Here is a 22,213-nt window from a genome sequence, read left to right on the forward strand (position 1 = left end):
TACTATATTTTGAGAATTTCACAAGAAGTTTTATTATTTTATCTTAAAATAAAGATAACAGTTCATCTAATATTTAGTAAAAATGCATAGTATTATCTATAATAAGAGTTCAATATGCACTATAAGATCAACACAAAGGATCTGAAACCGTCTTGTAAGACATTCTTCTTAAGCGATGCATCTAATTCTTATAACATGAATAGATAACAGTACAAAAGATAAAAGGAGAATGTTTCATAATTAGCATGAACTAATTAATGTGATTATCAGAGAATTAATAATTTATTATATTGATCAAGCATAGTATATGCTTAAGGAATATTTCTGTTTGTTAGAACTATTTTTATAACATTCTACTTGCTTTACCTGACTAAGGCAGGATACTCAAGATCTGAGTAACTATAAAAATATATCTTAATATGATAACAAGAAATTTTCTTGATATTAAGAAAAAGATAGTCTTAGGCTGAGCTAGTATTTCTTGCATGTATACAGTTTCGATATTGTACTTGAGCACACTTATAGTCTGTAATATAAATCAAAATTTGAACTACATTAAAAGCTAGCGCGATCAAACATAATTTGATATCACAGTAATTGTATCATTATGATGCAATTTTAAAATTTAAAAAATGATGAATGTAATATGAGCTCATTATACTCTATTACTCTCTAACTAACAAAAATACTTCGCTTGCAAATAATATTAAAATTTAATAATACAGAAACTTAGAAGAATCAGAAACTTAGAAGAATTATGATTTTTCTCCTCCACTCCAATCAGATCGACTAATAAAAAGCAATAAATGTTTACTTGCTAATGTTCACTTGGCTGATAATAGCGAAATAATGATCCATTTTTCTAAAAATGGAGCAATGACAGGATATGCAACACTAAACGATATAATATGGTATTCCACATCAAATAATCCTAGAAGAAAATATGCACATTCTTGGAATCTCAGTCAAACCCAACTAGGGCATCTTGTTTGTATAAATACTATGCAGGCAAATACATTAGTATAGTAAGCCATCCGAGCGATATACATTAAAGAGATATTTAATTATACAATAATACGTACTGAAATGCGATACGGTGCAGAAAACAGCCGCATTGACTTATTATTAGAAGGAAACAATAAACCTAACTGCTATATCGAGGCGAAGTCTGTTACACTATTCGACAAAGGATGTTGTTATTTTACTGATGCAAAAACATTGCGTGGACAAAAGCATCCTCGAGAACTAGCATGTATAGCTCAGCACGGACAAAGAGTAGTATTATGCTTTGTAGTACTACATACAGGTATTACAATTGTTAGACCAGCAAAACATATTGATCAGAGATACATAGAATTATTAACGGAAGTATATACTATAGATGTAGAGATTATATGCTATAGTGCATATATTAATGAGGGAAAATAGAGCTAAATACCCAATGCAATTTTTATTTTCCTAAATTAGATATTTCTTACCTCTGTTAAAAGAAAGCATATTTACTTACTCTCAGTATAGTAGCATTTAAGACTATTGTTAAAAATATGCATCACTAAAATTGCCAATCTGAACAATGTCTGCTATTGATATCTCGTTTTATTTACCCAAATTTAAGATCACTAATGCGTGTTGTCTAGGAGAAAGAACATGCAAAAAGAGCAAAACCGTAAACTATCTTCTTTAAGTATTCTTACTATTGCAGGAGTGGGTCCGTACCAAGAGAAGCCTGGTGAAAAGTATATGAATAAAGCGCAACTTCTTCACTTTAAATTAATTCTTGAAGCATGGCGTAGTCAGCTACTTTATGAAGTTGACCGCACTGTGTCATGTATTCAAGACGAGGCTTCTAACTTCCCAGATCCTATTGACCGTGCAGCACAAGAAGAGGAATTTAGTTTAACTCTACGCAACCGTGATAGAGAGCGTAGACTAATAAAAAAAATAGAAAAAACTTTTAAGAGAATGGCAGAGGAAGATTTTGGTTTCTGCGAATGTTGTGGTGTAGAGATAGGAATCAGGAGATTAGAAGCGCGCCCAACCGCTAGTCTTTGCATCGACTGTAAAACTCTTGCCGAAATTCGAGAAAAACAAATGGCTGGTTAAATTGATATATAGAAACTTGTAATCCTTAATACAGCCATTACAGGTTTCTGTAATAGGTTCTAAAGAACTGTAATACGAAGGGATCTAAAATTTCATAAATTATTGAAATGAAATATAATGAGCATGCATAATAGTAGATTAATTGCATATTAAACATAATATCATAAATCGCTCTATTTAAGGTATTATGCTATTTTCAGATAGTTTTTGCGATTTTTCTAGTATAAAATTGCTCATTTTGATGAGCAATTCGAGTATCTGTAAGGATACACATAGTAAGCAGACCCGCATCTCAGTCTTTATTAACATCAAAATGCACTGCAAATACAAAGATTGCATACTAAAATGATTAACTATATTTACGCTACTCGATTTCAAATGATTCAGATGGTTTTACTATTGTAATCTCATAATATATATCTGTTCCTGTCTATGAAAATTGCTAAATCTAAATAAAATCGTTCAATATAAATCAAAAAGATTAATTTCAGGTAAAATAAATGATGCATGCATCATAACTATGATCACAATAAGCTTATTAATCTATTATGATCCGATATTTTCCTTGATATTATATATCACATAAAATTAATAATTTTTAAAACGTTGCTTTGAATCATGCAGTACATATAAGTCATAATATACTATTGAGGTGCAATATTTTATCCGAGTCATTAACTTTTAGCGTAAGGTTTTAAGACGAGAGGAGGAAAGAGCACAAACGGAGGACTTAGATCTAATGACGATGATATCACGCAATCAACATAATATTTCGCGCCAAAAAATTAGTGAAAATGCCCTCAAGGTTTTATATCGCCTAAAAAAATTAGGCTACGAAGCGTATTTAGTCGGAGGAGGCGTGCGCGATTTACTCCTTGGCAAGAAACCTAAAGATTTTGATATCACTACCAATGCAACACCGGAACAAGTCCGTAAAATATTTAGTAATTGCCGTCTCGTTGGTCGACGTTTCCGCTTAGCCCACGTAATGTTTGGTTCAGAAATTATAGAAGTTGCCACATTCCGCGGTCACCATGAACATGGAAATAATGAAAAAAATATTTCTACTCAAACACAAAATGGTATGCTGCTGTGGGATAACGTATATGGAAATATAGAAGAAGATGCACAACGTCGCGATTTTACTATTAATAGTTTATATTACGGAATTTCAGACTTTACAGTGCGTGATTATACCGGAGGTCTGCGTGATCTAAAAGAAGGACGAATTTGCTTGATAGGAGATCCCGAAACTAGATACCGGGAGGATCCAGTGCGTATGCTTCGTGCAGTACGATTTGCTGCCAAACTGAATATGAACATTTGCCTCAAAACAGCAAAACCAATTCCATATTTAGCAGAATTGCTACATGAAATTCCATCATCTCGACTTTTTGAAGAGTCTTTAAAACTACTACAATCAGGATATGGATTTTCTACCTATAAGCTACTGTGTGAACACAAATTATTCCAACTGCTGTTTCCGGTAATTGCTCGTCACTTTACAGATAACGGAGACAGCCCTCTAGAACGCATTATTGAGCAGGTACTACAAGATACCGATTATCGCTTAAAAAATGGTATAAGAGTTAATCCTGCTTTCCTATTTGCGGCGATGCTATGGTACCCTCTAGTAGATCTTACAAAGATAATAAATGATAAAAACGATTTGACATACTACGAATCGTCTGCTCTTGCAATGCATAATATTTTAGACGAGCAGTGTCGCACACTTGCAATTCCGAAACGTATCACCACTTTAGTGAATAATATCTGGTCACTACAGCAATGGCTACATCAACGTCAAGGTAAGCGTGCACACAAACTGATGGAACATCCTAAGTTCCGAGCTGGTTTTGACCTGCTCGTACTAAGAGCTCAAGTTGAAAATAACAATGATTTACACAACTTAACTAAGTGGTGGGATGAATTTCAGATAGCAAAATTAACGCGTCAAAAAGAAATGGCAACCAAAGTTAGTGATAAGAAAGCAACTCATTAGAATACTCTTTAGTTTATTACCGAAACAAGCAATACATAATACTTATTATATATCAGGTTAAATGGCTAATAACACATCATATATCATTGTAAAATGGTAAAATATAAAAGTTCTAGTAATTAACAAAGAGATGTGTACTAATTATCTTAATATAATTATCTTAATATAATTATATACTTAGATAAAGACTTGACTCCTGATAATTGCTATAATTTTATAATTCAAATAAAATATATACCATACATAATTATATATAACACATGTTGAGTGACGCAAACACTTCTCTGTTTACGTATTATTTTTATAAAAATTAATAAAAATTTTATTAGATAGAAAAAGATGAAATTAACAACAGGAACTTTATAATTTATTTTGCAAAAAATAAATTAATTATATTCTCTTAATCATATAAACTAAAAGATATTTTATAGATCTACACTATCAACATAGATATATATGATAATTTAAAATTAATAAACATAGATAATTAATTATGCAATATATTATTTATCTAACTAATAAACTTTTTTACAGCAGATATATTATCTTTGCTAAGATAAAAACTATAATACATTACATGATATTAATAATTATAGATAATAATTAATTATATTTTAAATATTAAATTCATTTAATACTACAGATAGTTGTATGCGAGTATTCATAACTTTATCGTATTACTAATATTACAATATTAATTGTAAATAATTCATATATAGTGCACCTAATAGTATTTTATATAATTTAATAGATATCTATCTAATATATCAATATAGGCTAATAGCCTAATATTTCTAATGTTATCAGATAAAATATTCTCACGCTTATTTAGATATCAATTTGAATTGATATTTTATATTTCAAGTTCTATATAAACTAAATTATGGTTTAGATATCGATAAATTTCTATCTCATATTACTAAACAGGCGATAAAATTTATAATTATCAATATGATGAAATTATATGATTTTCTATTTACTTAAATTATCAGATTCAGCGAGATAAAGTTGATTGATAGACTCATAAATTGATATATTGATTAATATAATCAGAGTCGTCTTATTTTTATACACCGGATAAAATTATTGTAAGAATATTCTACTCTTATGAATACCGTCATAATATAGATGTATTTTATCATATCAAAAATATGTATACAATCTTCTCGGTAACTGCAGAGCAATTATTAAAAATGATTATATTGTAATATCCATAATATTTTAATTAAAAATTAGCACGGTCAAAAAGATAAAATAAATAAAATAGCAATCTCTATCATAGAGATACATAATATTAGTTCATAATACCTTATTTGAAAAACTATAGATAAAATACATCTGATATATTCTCACGGTACTCTAATTCAGAACACGTTGGACAAATACTTTCTTTTTTAGGAATACATGAAGGGCTATCATCTACTCTGCAGTAAACAGATAAGGAGTCTTAAAACTAAAGAGGTATCGTTGTGAACTTAGATGAGTCTCTTATTTATACTGAAATAATATTTTAATGAGTTCGATAGGTTTAGGATGTTACGTAATTACTATATTACTAATTATTTTAATAATGCTCTTTAATATAACTTTACAAACTAAGAGATGATGAGCTAATAATATATAAATAAATAATTTGTTTAACTGAATCATTTTGATATCTTAATAAGATTAGATATCAAATAAAGCCATAATGTTTATTAATCCAGCTTTGTATAAAGATATAGCTACAGCTGTCATTTGATCAAATGACCTCATGATTGAGCAACTTGAATGTCTGAGATATGGACTAAACTTAATTAAGTAATATAAGAACAGTCAGTCTTAATTCAGTTACTTAAGAGGTTCTAACAATCGAATAGAATCTATAAACAGTGTCTTAAGATTTATTATCTTATATACTAACTACTTATTTCTGTGTTATAATATACCTTCTTGTATTCTCTAGAATATATGCAAATCAGAACTACTTACTATCTTACTTGTTCAATTATTTTCAAATAATTAGATTAAACTTATTATCTAAAAATTTTAGGCAGATTCTTGGGGTATTAAATCACATAATATTTGTACTATTCGCTCTAATACTATGGTTAATGTCATTAACAGGATATTTCCTTAGAACTATGATTTCTTTGTTTTATGATACTTGAAGAATAAACTATATTTAATGGTTTGGATACTTGATAATAATCGGTAATTTTATTTATAGCAACTGGCATTGATATACTAGAAGATCTATATCTTGTATCATCTTTTTCCTATATTAAGATCGACTTATTGCCAGTGATATCTCGTAAGTTATCTTTACAAAAGCATATGCAAAATATTATATAGATGCATATATTTTTATCACGGATTAATTATATTAATAAGATGTTATCTTTCAAAGAAATATTTTTCTTGCTAAAACCTATGATTAATATTCCATCATACGTTTATCATAAATTTTTAAAATCTAAGTTCATGAATTACGCAGAAGATCATGAAATAACATTATTGAGTCTTTGCTTAACTTCAAAATATTATTTTTTCTGAGAAAGATGATGTATTATGATAGGCTTACATAGTACAGTAAAAGCCTTATTAGTACATCCCTTTTCCCAAATAAAAGAAGTGGTATGATACTGTAATATAATCTTGGTATAATAGTTAAGAGAATGATATAACTGTAACAATAATATAGCAAGTTATATCTAGTTTTCTGCGAAAAGAACTAAATAGTTGATAACCAGTAGAGCATATTCCTATATAAGAATGTACTATTAAGTAGTTGATTCAATATTTTAAATTAACTGTATCTCTGGAGTACCGTTAATTATTAGATTGTATATGCAGATCTGTTCATAGAGTAGATAAGATAATAAAACTTTAATAAAGTTAATATATTAAATGAAATATATTTAATATTTCTATTAAAACAGCTCATATTTTAGGATATCTTTCCTAATTTAGTATAATGCCTAAGATCATATTTAATATGATCAAATCAATTCTTTTATATATTTGTAATATTTTATTTAGATACAGTAATATTTATGATCACTTATCTATTTAATGAGTTAGTAGAAATGCTAATTATGTGAATTTAATGTTCTTTATTGTGAGTTATATAATTGATTAATATAATAGAACATTATTAAATGATAAAACACTTATTCTTCCTATAACCTCTCTCTTGACTTTATTGACTAATCATTTTTAGTGAGGTAGGTATATCTATGAGAATTTTAGCTATTGATACTACGACAGAATCCTGCTCTGTAGCAATTTGGAATAATGGCAAAAAACATGCTATTTCTGAAGTTTGTCCACGTGAACACACACGGCTTGTGTTGCCAATGGTGCAGCAAGTATTAATAGAGTCAGGTATTTTATTAAATCAACTTAATGCCTTAATATTTGCTCGTGGTCCCGGCAGTTTTACTGGAGTACGTATTGGTATCAGCATTGCACAAGGATTAGCAATGGGTGCGAATTTACCAATGATTAGCATCTCAACACTTGCTACCTTGGCACAAGGTGTTTTTCGTTTGACTGGAGCCACCAAGGTTCTTTCAGCTATTGATGCCCGCATGGGCGAAGTTTATTGGGGACAGTACCAACGTGATAATGATGGGATATGGGTAGGTGAAAGCACCGAAATAGTGCTTAATCCTGCATGTATTAACAAGCACATAATTTCGTTAAGAGGTGAATGGGCGATAGCTGGAACAGGATGGGTTAACTATCCAAGCATGGTTTCAAAGATTCCGATAAAGTTAATTGATGAAAAAATTGTCTTCCCGCAGGCTGAAGATATGTTGCAATTAGCTCTGATGGATTTTTCTTTAGGTAAGTTTATAGCGGTAGAAAAAGCTAAGCCATACTATTTACGTAATGAAAAAATATGGCAAAAAAAATCTAGTCGTAAATAGTATAGTTGATTGAAATCTAATGTTAGTTTTTAAGATATTCAATATAGTTAGGCTTTAAATTAAAGAATAATATTCTAGGAATATTATTCTGGGCTGTTATCTATTTTAAATAAATTTGAATTTTGATTTTTATGTTAATTGTTGGCAATGCCAACTTTATCAAATTAAAATTATTTGCAATAGTAATAAAAATATTTAATAAATAACTAAAACTGCTCATCATAAATAGTGATACAGGTAGTATTATTTTTTACTCTCAGTTAAATATTGACTTATTAGATTTAAGTTATTGACCATTCAGCTCGCATGCTAAGCAAGCTAATGTTAATGTGTAGAGGTATTTTATCCTTATTGTTATATAAAAATATAATTAAATATAATAAAGAGATTTTATAAAGAGATGTTCTTGAAGCAATAGATAAAATTACAGTCTTGCACAAGTACTATTTTTATAGTCTGATATCTAGATCAAATACAGCAACATCTAGTTGTAATAAATAAAAGATTTACTATTACATAAATCTAGCAAACAAAAGGAAATAACACTGTTATTTAACATTAAATGATGCTAGTTATAGTACATTTTTTAAGAAAAATCACGATTCTTAATAACCATTTTAGATATTTAGCAGTATTTTAATCTTGCCAATGTTAAAAATTATTTATCAATTTGCTCTGCAAAATACTGCACTTAAAATCTAGTAATACATATTGCAGTACAATAAGAGATATTATGAATATGCGTTTACCTTGAAAAAATCAATGATTATGAGATATAAATAAATAATGCTGTAAATATGTAAATTAAAATTTATCTCGAAAGACTATGTAAGTTCCTTATAGATAATTTTTTAATAAGTAATAACGATTATGCTATCTTATTTCCCGTATATATATTTTAAGTCTCACCAACACATAATTAAACCATCTTTCTGTATTTTATGCGGTGTGGTTCTAAAGATCCTGCTCCTAGAGCACGTTTCTTATACTCTACGTATTCATTAAAGTTTCCTTCAAAAAATTCAACCTTACCCATATCTTGATAATCGAGAATATGGGTTGCAATTCGATCAAGAAACCAACGATCATGGGAAATGATCATAGCACAACCTGCGAATTCCAGAAGGGCATTTTCTAGTGCGCGAAGAGTTTCTAGGTCTAAATCGTTAGTTGGTTCATCGAGTAGCAAGAGATTACCCCCAACTTGTAATATTTTGGCTAAATGCAAGCGGCCACGCTCACCACCAGATAACTCACCTACATACTTACCTTGATCTATACCCTTAAAGTTAAACCGCCCAACATACGCACGGCTTGGAATTTCTAAATTACCGATATGCATTATATCCTGGGAGTTAGAAATTTCTTCCCACACAGTTTTCTTATTATCCATTTTATCACGAAACTGATCAATAGATGCTAGAATAACAGTTTCGCCGAGCTGAATACTTCCTGAATCTGGCTGCTCTGCACCGGAAATCATGCGTAATAAAGTAGATTTTCCAGCACCGTTAGGACCAATAATACCAACAATCGCTCCTCTAGGAAGAGAGAATGATAAATCTTCAATTAGCAAATGATCGCCATAAGATTTTGATATATTTCGTAATTCTAAAACTTTATCCCCCAAGCGAGAGGATAATGGAATGAATAGTTCGTTAGTTTCATTACGCTTTTGGTATTCAATGTCATTCAGCTTGTCAAAATCAGCAAGGCGTGCTTTACCTTTAGATTGACGGCCTTTTGCTCCCTGGCGAATCCACTCTAGCTCTTTCTTAATAGATTTTCGACGAGCGATCTCACCCGAAGATTCTTCTGATAAACGCTTATTTTTATGCTCTATCCAAGAAGAGTAGTTACCTTCCCATGGAAGTCCTTGACCGCGATCAAGTTCGAGTATCCACGAAGCAACATTATCAAGGAAGTAGCGGTCATGTGTAACTGCTACAACCGTTCCTGCATAATCTTGCAGAAATCTTTCTAACCATGACACAGAATTAGCATCTAAATGATTAGTTGGTTCGTCAAGAAGCAACATATCTGGTTTTTCTAATAACAAACGACAAATAGCTACCCTACGACGCTCACCGCCGGAAAGGTTAGCAATCTGAAAATTCCATGATGGAAGACGCAGAGCATCAGCGGCACGCTCTAGCTGATTATCTAGATTATGTCCATCGTATAACTGAATTAGAGATTCTAGCTCATTTTGCTCTTTTGCTAGTTCATCAAAGTCAGCACCAGAATCCCCATAAAGCCTATAAACTTGATTGAGACGAGTAAGGGCATTTTTCACCTTAACGACTCCTTCTTCTACAACTTCACGTACTGTTTTTGTTAAATTAAACCTTGGTTCCTGTGATAAATAACCAATCTTGATCCCCGACTTAGGACTTGCTGTACCTTCTATTTCAGTATCAATTCCAGCAATAATGCGCAGTAAGGTAGATTTACCTGCTCCATTTAAACCCAAAACACCAATTTTGGCCCCCGGTAAAAAACTAAGGGAAATATCTTTTAGAATATAACGCTTCGGAGAAATTATCTTGCTAACGCCATGCATAGTATAAATGTATTGAGCCACGGTCTTATATACCCCTTTATTAATAGAACATATATTTTCTATGCTTGATAACATACTAAAGCAGAAGATAAGAGTTAAAGTAATATGATATCTACATTGCAAGATAAAATATTTTAAAAGAAATGTGATACTACTGTAACCTGTTGTCTTTACTTTAAAATTATTTCTAGATGCACTATTACAATATAAAATTATAAGATAAAGATTATTACTGATCTTAATTTTAGGTTCTTATTTAGAGAAAAATATAAATCTGATAATTAGTAATTACTCATCTAAACAATAGAAATATTTGCTTTATTTTCTTGAAATTATTTAATAAATATTTATATAGAAATTGCATAAAACGATGTAATACTTGATTGCAAAATTATAATAATTCTCCAAAACATTAATTATATAACTGAGTATTTGTTATACATTTATCTCTTAGATAAGAGTCTAGCAATAACAGATATACTGCCTTAAGATATAATTAGAAATGAGTAAGATTAGTTTTAGTCACTCACTGAAACTATAATCTTTAATAAGATAAATAAAATATCTTAGCTCAGGTGCGTTATCAATGCTTGACAAGATTGCAACTATAAAACAAACATAAATAGTTTATCGTTAGAAAATTCTGGACAGTGAATTTGCTCGATTGCGAAATTGATGGATATTATTAGGCCAATCCAATTCCTAACCAGCAGATAAGAGGCTAAATATTAAGCTAACTTAAGAATAAGTTGAATTTTAAAAATATAAAATACAACCTCATATGACCTCAGAGAAGAAAATATATCAGCATCATCCCTGAATAAAAATGATATTTAAGATTTATCTAAAGTATGCTAAATGTATGAATGTTAACTCCCGAGTGATAATTCTAAATAATAAGATAACAGATGCATGAAAACTAATAAATAATAATTTATAAATAATATTTATGATAAATACATATAGCAAATTTAAGATCACAGATAAAAATATTAGCAGTACAATCTAACCAATAAAATTTCACAAGAAAACGTACGTCCAAGCTAAAACATAAACAGATAACTCTGCCACTCATAAATATGATTGATATTACAGAAGTTTAAAACCTAGGCTATCTTAAGTTACTGCTTTTCAATACAAAAGGGTGCTACGTATAACTTTTATCTAATAACTACCATTTTCTGTAATTATATGTCTTTCAAGTGTTAAGATTATATAAGGATAAACATCCTTTCGATATCAAGCTGATCTAGATGCAGGATATATAATATATTGCATGACCAAGAGAAATTATGGACATGAATTTTGATATAATTTAATTGTATTCAATAATAATATTTCATTAGAAATATAGAAAAAGTTTTTTAATTATAATTCATTAACTATTGATTGTTAATACTCAACAAGAGTTAGATTATTTGCAGAAATAAAAATATCTATAAAAGATAGCTATTTAAAAATACTATTACTTGTTCTGTTAACAGTTCTTTTTATAAAAATACACGACTCTAGTCCATTTGTATTATGATGAGTTGCTATTAATAGCACAATCTGACTAAAATAGAGAAAGATAATAATATCATAATATAGTATTTTCTATCTAATTATTAGGTTAGCAGTAAATAGGATTACTGAAAGATGATATAGATAATTTTTTAGAATATTTCTAATATATGAGTATACAACTCTCTTTTATCAACTAATAAATATAGTTGCATCAGTCTGTGAATTTCATAATGATATCTTATGTTTTTATTATTTATTCAAAAGTTAACTCTCTTTTTCTGATGAAAATATAGCAAATAAATAGAAGATTAAAATTATTTTTGTTATTATCATAACCCTGCTTAATAGGTATTACGACCAAAAGATTAGGTAATCCAAATAAAAATATAGGATTACATACGCTCTACAGTTTCAATACCAAGTGTACCTAAACCTATTTTTAGTGTTCTCGCAGTCAGCGCAGCTAGCTCTAAACGACTCTTTCGCTGTGATTCACTTGTCGCTTTTAAAATAGGGCAGTGTTCATAAAAACTAGAGAACATACCAGCTAAATTGTATAAATAACTGCACATTATATGAGCTGTACCTTCTCTAGCTACTTGTGTAATGATTTCTTCAAACTGAATTAAACTAATAGCGAGAGATTTTTCACATTCTTCAGTAAGAATAATGTCGCCGGTCAAAGTAGATGAATCAAAAGGAATGCGTTTAAATATTGATGATATACGAGTATAAGCATATTGAATATATGGTGCAGTATTACCGTCAAAAGATAGCATCTTATCCCAGTCAAATATATAATCAGTCGTGCGACTTTTAGATAAATCAGCATATTTAATCGCGCCAATACCCACTACTTCAGCCGCGTGTTCTAATTCTTCGTAGCTTAAATTTTTGTTCTTTTTAGCTATTAATTTACTTGCACGATTAACTGCTTCATCCAGAAGGTCAGATAATTTAATATTACTTCCAGCACGAGTTTTGAATGGTTTACCGTCTTTACCTAACATCATGCCGAACATATGGTGTTCAAGGCTAACAGAATCAGGGACATAGCCTGCTTTACGCACAATAGACCAAGTTTGCATCAAATGCTGATGCTGACGGGAATCAATATAATACAAAATTCTATTAGCGCCAAGAGTTTCATAGCGATATTTAGCGCAGGCAATATCACTTGTAGCATACAAGTACCCGCTATCTTTTTTCTGGATGATAATTCCCATAGGTTTATTGTGTTTATTCTTGTAGTCTTCTAAGAAGACTACTATTGCACCTTCACTCTCAATTGCTAGACCTTTATCTTTGAGGTCGGCTACTATTTCTGGGATCATAGTATGATACATACTTTCTCCCATGACATCATCTTTAGTCAAAGTCACTTTCAGGCGATTATAGCTCTTCTGATTGTGCAACATAGTAATGTCTACTATTTTTTGCCAAATATTTTTGCAAACTTTACATCCGCCTTGAAGTTTTACAACATATGCGCGCGCGTTTTCGGCAAACTCAGGATCTTTGTAATAAAGATTATGTGCTTCTCGGTAGGCAGATTCTAGGTCAGCTATATTCATGTCATTTACATGTTTATTTTGATTTTTGTTGAAATAAGCAATAAGCATACCAAACTGCGTCCCCCAGTCGCCTATATGGTTGGCTCGTATTACTTTGTGCCCTAAAAATTCTAATGTACGCACAGACGCATCGCCCATAATGGTAGAACGCAGATGGCCAATATGCATTTCTTTGGCTACGTTAGGAGAAGAATAGTCAACTACGATAGTTTGTATTTTTACAGGAGAAATACCCAGACGGTCATCCTCAAGAGAAATTTTAACCTGTTTTGCTATCCATGCAGAATCAAGGAAGATATTCATAAAACCTGGACCTGCGATTTCAACTTTACTAGCAATACCTTTTAAATCAAGATGATTCAAAACCCTTTGTGCTAGTTGTCGTGACGCAATACCCAATTTATTAGCAACACCTATTATTCCATTAACCTGATAGTCCCCGAATTGTTTCTTCATAGTTTGAGAGACAAGAGGATTACTGTGTGCAGGAGCGCCCGCATCCTCCAGTGCCTGAATTACTTTAACTGAGATAATTTCTTTAATATTCAAATATTTACCTTAAATTTTAAAGGTATACTATGCAATCATCGATGTTATATTTAAACTATTAAACAGTGTATGAAGCACTAGTATAATATATAAGCTAAATATCTAAACTAACGGCATGAATATACGCACATCTCTTGAGAGATAGATATTAATATAGCAAGATTCTTTAAAATACATTGTACATTAGGATATTATTTTTAATAGATGTTTAGACAATCTATTTTCACTGAAAATAATTAGAATCAATTTATATGGTAAGACAATGGCTGAAATCACCCAAATAGGGCATTAATTCTTAATTTAGTTTTATATCTCTAGTTCAATGCAACCAAAAGAGAAAAAATGATAAAAGTAAAAATTGAAAAATCTATTAATCTATAGTTTATGAAATTTTAAAAAAATATTTTTTCAGGAAAAACGAGCAAAGCAGAATATAGTCCTAAAAATTATTAGTAGCTGTTAAAATAGAATTGACTATCTTAGTTAACTGTATTTCAAGGCCAGAGTACCTCTATAATAAGGAGAATGTATATTTCGCTTATATGATCACTATCTAATATTGGAGCAGAAATGAGCCAAAAAAAACTCTATATCGATAAAGAACTCAGCTGGTTATCCTTTAATGAACGTGTTTTACAGGAGGCAGCAGACAAGAAAAATCCTCTTATAGAGCGCATGCGTTTTCTAGGAATTTACTCAAGAAATTTAGATGAATTCTACAAGGTTCGTTTTGCCGATCTAAAACGCAGTATTCTTATAAGAGAATCACAAGGTGCTACCGATTCCTCGAGTAACTTACTTAAAAAAATTCAGGCCAAGGTTTTAAAGAACGATCAAGATTTTGACTGTTTGTATAACAATCTATTATTAGAAATGGCACGCAATAAAATTTTTTTAATTAACGAGCACCAGCTCTCTAAAAACCAAAAAGGATGGCTCCGTCAATATTTTAATGATCATTTGCGCCAGCATATTACACCGATCATAATAAATGATGAAACCAATTTAGTATCTTTTTTAAAAGACGATTATGCTTATCTGACTGTAGAGATTATTTCTGGTTCAGAAATCATATACGCCCTGCTTGAGATTCCATCCGACAAAGTAGAACAATTTATCATTCTACCACCGGAAACACCTCGCCGACGCAAGCCAATAATTCTAGTGGATAATATTCTGCGCTACTGTCTAGATGATATTTTCAAAGGATTCTTCGATTATGATGCACTTAATGCTTACTCAATGAAAATGACACGTGACGCCGAATATGATTTAATTACGGAAATGGAATCTAGTTTGATGGAGCTTATGTCTTCGAGCCTAAAACAGCGACTCACTGCAGAACCGGTCAGGTTTGTCTATCAGAGGGACATGCCTGATGAGCTAGTAGATCTGCTGCGATATAAATTAGGTATTTCCTCTTACGACTCCGTGATTGCTGGTAGTCGTTACCATAATTTCAAAGATTTTATAAAATTTCCGAATGTCGGCAAAGTTCATTTGGTCAATAAGCCCCTACCACGTCTGAGGCATATCTGGTTCGATAAATTCCGTAACGGATTTGATACCATTCGCGACCACGATGTTTTACTATACTATCCATACCACACGTTTGAGCACGTATTGGAATTGTTGCATCAGGCCTCGTTTGATCCTAGTGTGCTTGCGATAAAAATTAATATTTATCGTGTTGCTAAGGATTCTCGCATTATAGAATCTATTATACACGCAGCACATAACGGCAAAAAAGTTACCGTGGTTGTAGAATTACAGGCACGTTTTGACGAAGAAGCAAATATACACTGGGCAAAGCGTTTAACTGAAGCTGGTGTACAAGTTATTTTTTCAGCCCCAGGCCTAAAGATTCATGCCAAGTTATTCTTAATTTCACGCAAAGAAAAAAACCATATAGTTCGTTACGCACATGTAGGCACGGGCAACTTTAACGAAAAAACTGCACAACTTTACACTGACTATTCGTTATTAACTGCGGATGCACGCATCACTAATGAAGTGCGACGCGTATTTAATTTTATAGAGAATCCATACCGTTCCGTCAGTTTTGAACATCTAATGGTATCTCCACAAAATTCACGTCGTGTACTTTATCAACTTATTGATCAAGAAATTGCTAGCGCACAATCCGGGATTAGCTCTGGTATTACACTAAAAATAAATAACTTGGTTGATAAAGGTCTAATCTCTCGTTTATATACAGCTTCTTCAGCTGGAGTAAAGATTAGATTACTTGTCCGAGGTATGTGTTCTCTTATCCCAAATGCTATTGGTATTAGCGAAAACATTCAGGCAATAAGCATAGTAGATCGCTTTTTGGAGCACGCTCGTGTGTATGTTTTTAAAAATCATGGAGACCCGCTGGTATATCTATCGTCTGCTGACTGGATGACGCGAAATATCGATTATCGCATTGAGGTCGCTGTCTCCTTACTAGATCCAACTTTAAGGAAATGTGTATTAGATCTACTAGAGCTACAATTTAATGATACTGTTAAAGCCCGTTTTCTTGATAAAGAACTGAGCAACCGCTATGTGCCGCGTGGCAATAGACGCAAGATTCGTTCTCAATTAGCTATTTATGATTACCTAAAAGCTCTTGAACAACCTAGTCAAAAATAACCATTTAGCATTATAGGACTTTTATGTTGCTTACTAATCCTAATAATAAACCGCAAGAAATAGCTGCTATAGATTTAGGTTCTAACAGTTTTCATATGGTAATTGCCCGTATAGTTAATGGCGCCCTTCAAGTCCTAGGACGATTAAAAAAAAGAGTACATCTGGCCGATGGTCTTGATAGCAAAAATAATCTTACCCAAGCAGCCATGGAGCGTGGTATCTCTTGTCTGGCATTATTTGCTAAGCGCTTACAAGGATTTACTGAAGAAAACGTCTGTATCGTTGGAACACATGCGCTGCGTCAAGCAGAAAATGCAACAGACTTTCTCAAGAGAGCAGCAAAGGTTATACCTTATCCTATTAAAATTATCTCTGGACAAGAAGAAGCTCGTCTAATTTTTATGGGCGTAGCACATACACAGCCAGCAGAAGGACAAAAGTTAGTAATAGATATTGGTGGAGGATCTACGGAAATTATTCTTGGTACAGATTTCTGCCCGCTACTTTTAGAAAGCCGCCAGATGGGATGTATCAGCTTTGCACAACAGTTTTTCCCTTGTGGTAATATCAATAAAAAAAACTTCCAGAACGCGCGCGTAGCAGCAGCACAGATATTAGAAAATATGGCATGGAAATATCGTATTCAAGGATGGCAGGAAGCGCTCGGCGCCTCTGGGTCTATAAAATCTATTCATGAAGCCCTGATTGCAATGGGTAAAAAAGATGGTATGATTACATCAGGGCGTTTAGAGCTATTGTGCAAGGAAGTACTAAAATACAAAAGATTTAGTGAGCTCAATCTGCCGGGAGTATCAGAAGATCGATGCAGATTATTTGTACCGGGCCTTTCAATTCTATGTGGAGTATTTGACGCATTAGCGATTAAAGAGTTACGCTTATCGGGTGGCGCTCTACGCGAAGGGGTGCTATATGAAATGGAGGGTCGTTTCCACCATCAGAATGTTAGGAGTCGTACCGCGCTCAGCTTATCAGAACATTATAATATAGACCTAGAGCAGGCTCAGCGCGTTCTAAGTACGGTGCAACAACTGTATCCACAATGGATGATTCAAAATAATAAACTGGTACACCCACAGTTAGAAGGGCTTCTAGAGTGGGCGGCAATGCTCCACGAAGTCGGTCTTAGTATTAACCAAAACGGCATGCATCGCCATTCTGCTTATATCTTGCAGAACACAAACATGCCAGGCTTTAATCAAGAACAGCAATTACTATTAGCAACTTTAGTGCGTTTTCACCGGAAGAGTATAAAAATAGATGAACTACCAAGTTTAGCCCTTTTTAAAAAGAAACAGTATATTCCACTAATTCAGATTTTACGTCTTGCCACAATGCTAAATAATCAGCGTCAGTCTACTACCAAGCCAGCATCTCTAGAGTTAGAGACTGATGATTTTAATTGGATACTGCGTTTCCCAAAAGGATATCTCCAAGAAAATCAGCTTGTGCGATTAGATGTAGGGAAAGAACAGTTATATTGGAAGGATGCAGAAGGTAGGCGCTTATTAATTGAAGAACAATAAGAGATCAAATATCCAAATTATTTTTTCTAATCCATAAATAAAATGTAGACATTATTGCTTTAAAAATAATCTTTAATTATAGTATAATTTAATGAATAGAAGTACATAGCTTATAAAAGCTCTATAGTATTATTTTATAATACAAACATTCTACATAAGTAAAAACATACGATTAATCCTCTTCAATAAGTAGATAACCATGTTAAATATAAGATCGGGATTATTCCTATATCATTTAGATAATTATATAAATTTCATATAATAAAAACTAAAAGATAGAAGAAGGTGTATAACGATAATTTTCTAATTGATATTAGAAAGTATTAGAATTATTATATCCATGATAATTAGAAACATCTAGGAATCTGCAAGTACTATTAGATATTCATTTTATATGAGACCTACATCCCATAAGATGGGGTTATGCATAAAATGACAAAATTCTTATTAAGAATCTTTATCTTTACTAAAGATATTATTTAAATCAAAATATCGTTAAACATAACATGTTGCTAATCTAGCATTAGAATAATAAATTATGTTTTATATTAAAACTTAAGCACATCCAGCACCCTTATCTTACTCTCTTACTAAACTACAAAATATCTTATACATAGATTATGCTTGTTAGTTTTAAAAGTAATATTATTCATTATAAAATCTCCAGATTAATTTATATAACTTTAACTATCTTGTATTCTGATTATCGATTCATATGAAATATAAAATTATTTATTGTTCTTCATATATATCAGGAATCTTTCAGTCAGTAGGAAAAATGATTCAATGCATTATATATCACATATATATAGAGAAGATAGTTCTAAAAAACTCCGTGATTATCTTTTGGTATAGACTAACAAGGTTCTCATAAATATTCTGATGAATATTATATTGAATATCTATTAAATAGGCTAAAATAGTTCAGTAAACCTGCATTTCATCTAATGCAGAATGTAATTTTTTTATTACCTAATTACTGAGGTACTTAGTAAATCAGGGAAATCATTCTAATCAAATAAACAATATCTAGAAATAATAGATTTAATTGTTTATAGAAAAGTCCTTACAATATTCGCTAATTGAACTAAAATATTCAAGCAAATGATACTGATAAAATAAACTACGACATATGCATCCTCTATTAAAGAATGCTGGCAGTTAAAGGCACTGATTAATAACACCGGATTATATTTATCTGGTATTGATCATGAGATCATCTTTTTAAATATTAAATCTCGGAAATTTAAGATATGCAAAAACTAGTTAGGTTCGCTGCTATAGGGGCATTATTCACGATGTTATTGGTGGGATGTCAGAGTAATACACAAAGAAAAAATTATTTCATCGATCGTGGCACATATATGGTGGAAAATCACTATCGAGCACAGGGGAGTGATGAAAGAATTCGCTTCTTGTTTTTTCATTATACAGCTGAAGACTTTAATTCGGCACTTAAGACTTTAACAGATGAGAACGTAAGCGCGCACTATTTAGTGCCTGCAGATCCACCACAAAAAGATGGTAAATATGTTGTCTGGCAGTTAGTACCGGAATATCAGCGGGCGTGGCACGCCGGAGCCAGCGCATGGCGCGGGCGCACTAATTTGAACGATACTTCCATTGGGATCGAGATCGAAAATAAAGGCTACCAAGAAAATATACTAGGACGAATTTGGTCACCATATAATGCGCAGCAAACAGAGTTGGTCATTGCATTAAGTGAAGATATAGTAAGAAGATATTCAATACTACCACAAAATGTTGTAGGACATATGGATATAGCACCGCACAGAAAACTTGATCCAGGACCATTATTTCCATGGAAAAAACTTTATGAACATGGTATTGGCGCATGGCCAGATCAGGCCACAGTGCATAAGTATCTAGCTATGCGAGCTAAAGATGAACCAGTAGATCTTCTAAAGCTACAAAACAAACTTGTAGCGTACGGATACAGCATTGAAGCAAACAGAACTAACGATATAGAATCTCACAGCATAATAGCAGCATTCCAAATGCATTTTAGACCTGCAGACTTCCGCGGATTACCTGATGCTGAGACAGAAGCGATAGCAGATGCTCTCTTAGAAAAGTACGGAAGTAATCCCTAATAATCAATAATTTATAAAAGTTTATATTATCTTAGGAATTGCGTAAGAAAAAATCATAGCTGTTATCTCTACAAAGGAGATCCTTTACTCTTTACTTAACTCTGGTCTCATAAAACAATGAGACCAGAGTTAAGTAAAGAGTAAAGGTAATCAAGTTAAGGGCAGACCTTAAATATAGATTTAAGTAAAATATTTACAAGATAAGTCAATATAATAAAGACATATGATGTCATACATGATACATAAAACTGCAATGCATTATCATTAATATATAATATACCCTTGTATATACTACTATTTTTCATAGACTAGAAGGGTAGAGTTACATTTAAACTTATAGGTCTGCATAAACTATTTTACAGGATTTTATGTGTTATGTATTTACCATAATTAATTGCTAAATTAATAAGATATAGTAAAATACTCAATGATCTAATTCGCAAGAGAATATAAAACATTTGGAGAAGTAGATAAATCTCAGCATAATATATAAATAAGTAGGTTATCATATATAATATATTTAATAAAAATTATTTTGTATTCTACAAAATATTTATAGTGCTTATGAATACTATTATGTTATATCACGCATCAGCCCTAACCTTGATAGATAATTCACAATTATGATAGACTGCCTGAACATCATCGCAGTCTTCTAAAATATCAATTAGATGGGTTAATTGAGATATATCTTCTAAATCCATGTTTGCCATTATGCTAGGGATCATTAAAACTTCTGAGCATTCAGCTACTAGACTTTTCGAATATAATGCATTTTTGACTACACTGCATCTTTCCCATTGGGTAAATACATCGATAGCACCGTCATCATAAGCTACTACATCATCAGCTCCTGCCTCTAGCGCCGCATAAATCATAGTATCTTCATCTAGAGCAGGTGCGTAGGAAATTACTCCTTTTTTATTAAATAAATAAGATACGGAACCCTCAGCTCCTAGATTGCCCCCTATTTTAGTAAAGGCATGACGCACGGTAGCTGCAGTGCGATTACGATTATTACTGAGGCATTCAACCATTACAGCAGCACCACCGGGGGAATATCCTTCATAAATGATGGTTTCCATATTAATATCATTATTACTACCGATTCCGCGTGTTATTGCGCGCTTTAAGGTATCGCGAGTCATGTTATAGAATAGTCCTCTATCGATAGCGGATCGTAGACGTGGGTTGGCAGAGGAATCGCCACCGCCTAATCTAGCAGCAGTAACTAATTCTCGAATAATTTTAGTGAAAATTTTATCTCTTTTATAATTTTGTTCTGCTTTACGATGTTTAGTATTTGCCCATTTACTATGACCTGCCATATGCTTCTCCCGTATAAGAGTAAGAATTTTTAACATTACATTTTATTGATGATTCAATATTAGGAATGTCGTTGACAGAACATGTCTATAATACATTCTTTAGACAGAAGTGCATGAATAACAGTATTTTTAATCATCTGATCGTTGCTATATAACTTCTTGATCATCGTAGATTATTTTAGAATATTTATTCTATAATAAATCCATCAAACACAGAAGCAGCATTAATAGCAATACATCGCTATAAACGAATATACTACAGAATGTAATACATCTAAACCACCCATAAATGATTGTATGTCATCATCATGCGTAATTTAACTTATACTTAACGAAAATACAGAGGAGATTCTAAATATTTTAGATTACTAATATATGT

Annotated in this window: 11 protein-coding genes; 8 read left to right on the forward strand and 3 right to left on the reverse strand. The window is 31.7% G+C overall.

All coding sequences use genetic code 11. The features are described from left to right. The first annotated feature begins 849 nt into the window (after nt 1-849). The 5 genes from KTT71_RS03485 to tsaB all read left to right on the forward strand — a co-directional run bounded on the left by KTT71_RS03485 (nt 850) and on the right by tsaB (nt 8,019). On the forward strand, nt 850-1,026 hold the full coding sequence (locus KTT71_RS03485; protein ID WP_420885573.1) for a hypothetical protein: 177 nt from the start codon (nt 850-852) through the stop codon (nt 1,024-1,026). 60 nt (nt 1,027-1,086) lie between these two features. Continuing rightward, nucleotides 1,087-1,428: a DNA/RNA nuclease SfsA gene (locus tag KTT71_RS03490; protein WP_420885574.1), complete on the forward strand. Its 342-nt coding sequence runs from the start codon at nt 1,087-1,089 to the stop codon at nt 1,426-1,428. Between the two features lie 219 nt (nt 1,429-1,647). After that, on the forward strand, nt 1,648-2,103 hold the full coding sequence (dksA, locus tag KTT71_RS02560; protein ID WP_216782301.1) for an RNA polymerase-binding protein DksA: 456 nt from the start codon (nt 1,648-1,650) through the stop codon (nt 2,101-2,103). Between the two features lie 739 nt (nt 2,104-2,842). Next, nucleotides 2,843-4,105, forward strand: a complete 1,263-nt coding sequence (gene pcnB / locus KTT71_RS02565) for a polynucleotide adenylyltransferase PcnB (protein WP_246543824.1) — start codon at nt 2,843-2,845, stop codon at nt 4,103-4,105. 3,218 nt (nt 4,106-7,323) lie between these two features. Then, nucleotides 7,324-8,019 carry a tRNA (adenosine(37)-N6)-threonylcarbamoyltransferase complex dimerization subunit type 1 TsaB gene (gene tsaB, locus KTT71_RS02570; protein WP_216782302.1) on the forward strand — a complete coding sequence of 232 codons (696 nt, stop codon included), beginning with the start codon at nt 7,324-7,326 and terminating at the stop codon, nt 8,017-8,019. Nucleotides 8,020-8,938: 919 nt separating this feature from the next. On the opposite strand, the gene ettA is transcribed toward tsaB, so the two are convergent. Both ettA and argS read right to left on the reverse strand, forming a co-directional pair. Continuing rightward, nucleotides 8,939-10,603: an energy-dependent translational throttle protein EttA gene (gene ettA, locus KTT71_RS02575; protein ID WP_216782303.1), complete on the reverse strand. Its 1,665-nt coding sequence runs from the start codon at nt 10,601-10,603 to the stop codon at nt 8,939-8,941. A 1,877-nt stretch (nt 10,604-12,480) separates the two neighbouring features. Then, nucleotides 12,481-14,211: an arginine--tRNA ligase gene (gene argS, locus KTT71_RS02580; protein WP_216782304.1), complete on the reverse strand. Its 1,731-nt coding sequence runs from the start codon at nt 14,209-14,211 to the stop codon at nt 12,481-12,483. A 570-nt stretch (nt 14,212-14,781) separates the two neighbouring features. Between argS and ppk1 the strand changes: the two genes are divergently transcribed. The 3 genes from ppk1 (at nt 14,782) to KTT71_RS02595 (ending at nt 20,506) form a co-directional block, all read left to right on the forward strand. After that, on the forward strand, nt 14,782-16,848 hold the full coding sequence (gene ppk1, locus KTT71_RS02585) for a polyphosphate kinase 1 (protein WP_216782305.1): 2,067 nt from the start codon (nt 14,782-14,784) through the stop codon (nt 16,846-16,848). 23 nt (nt 16,849-16,871) lie between these two features. Then, on the forward strand, nt 16,872-18,392 hold the full coding sequence (gene ppx / locus KTT71_RS02590) for an exopolyphosphatase (RefSeq protein WP_216782306.1): 1,521 nt from the start codon (nt 16,872-16,874) through the stop codon (nt 18,390-18,392). A 1,253-nt stretch (nt 18,393-19,645) separates the two neighbouring features. Continuing rightward, on the forward strand, nt 19,646-20,506 hold the full coding sequence (locus KTT71_RS02595) for an N-acetylmuramoyl-L-alanine amidase (RefSeq protein WP_216782307.1): 861 nt from the start codon (nt 19,646-19,648) through the stop codon (nt 20,504-20,506). A gap of 584 nt (nt 20,507-21,090) precedes the next feature. Here the strand turns inward: KTT71_RS02595 and KTT71_RS02600 are convergent. Further along, complete coding sequence (locus KTT71_RS02600; protein ID WP_216782759.1) at nt 21,091-21,834, reverse strand: YebC/PmpR family DNA-binding transcriptional regulator; 744 nt, start codon at nt 21,832-21,834, stop codon at nt 21,091-21,093. Nucleotides 21,835-22,213: the final 379 nt, after the last annotated feature.

Origin of the sequence: Candidatus Profftia tarda (assembly GCF_904848675.1) — a bacterium.
Taxonomy (GTDB): domain Bacteria; phylum Pseudomonadota; class Gammaproteobacteria; order Enterobacterales; family Enterobacteriaceae; genus Profftia; species Profftia tarda.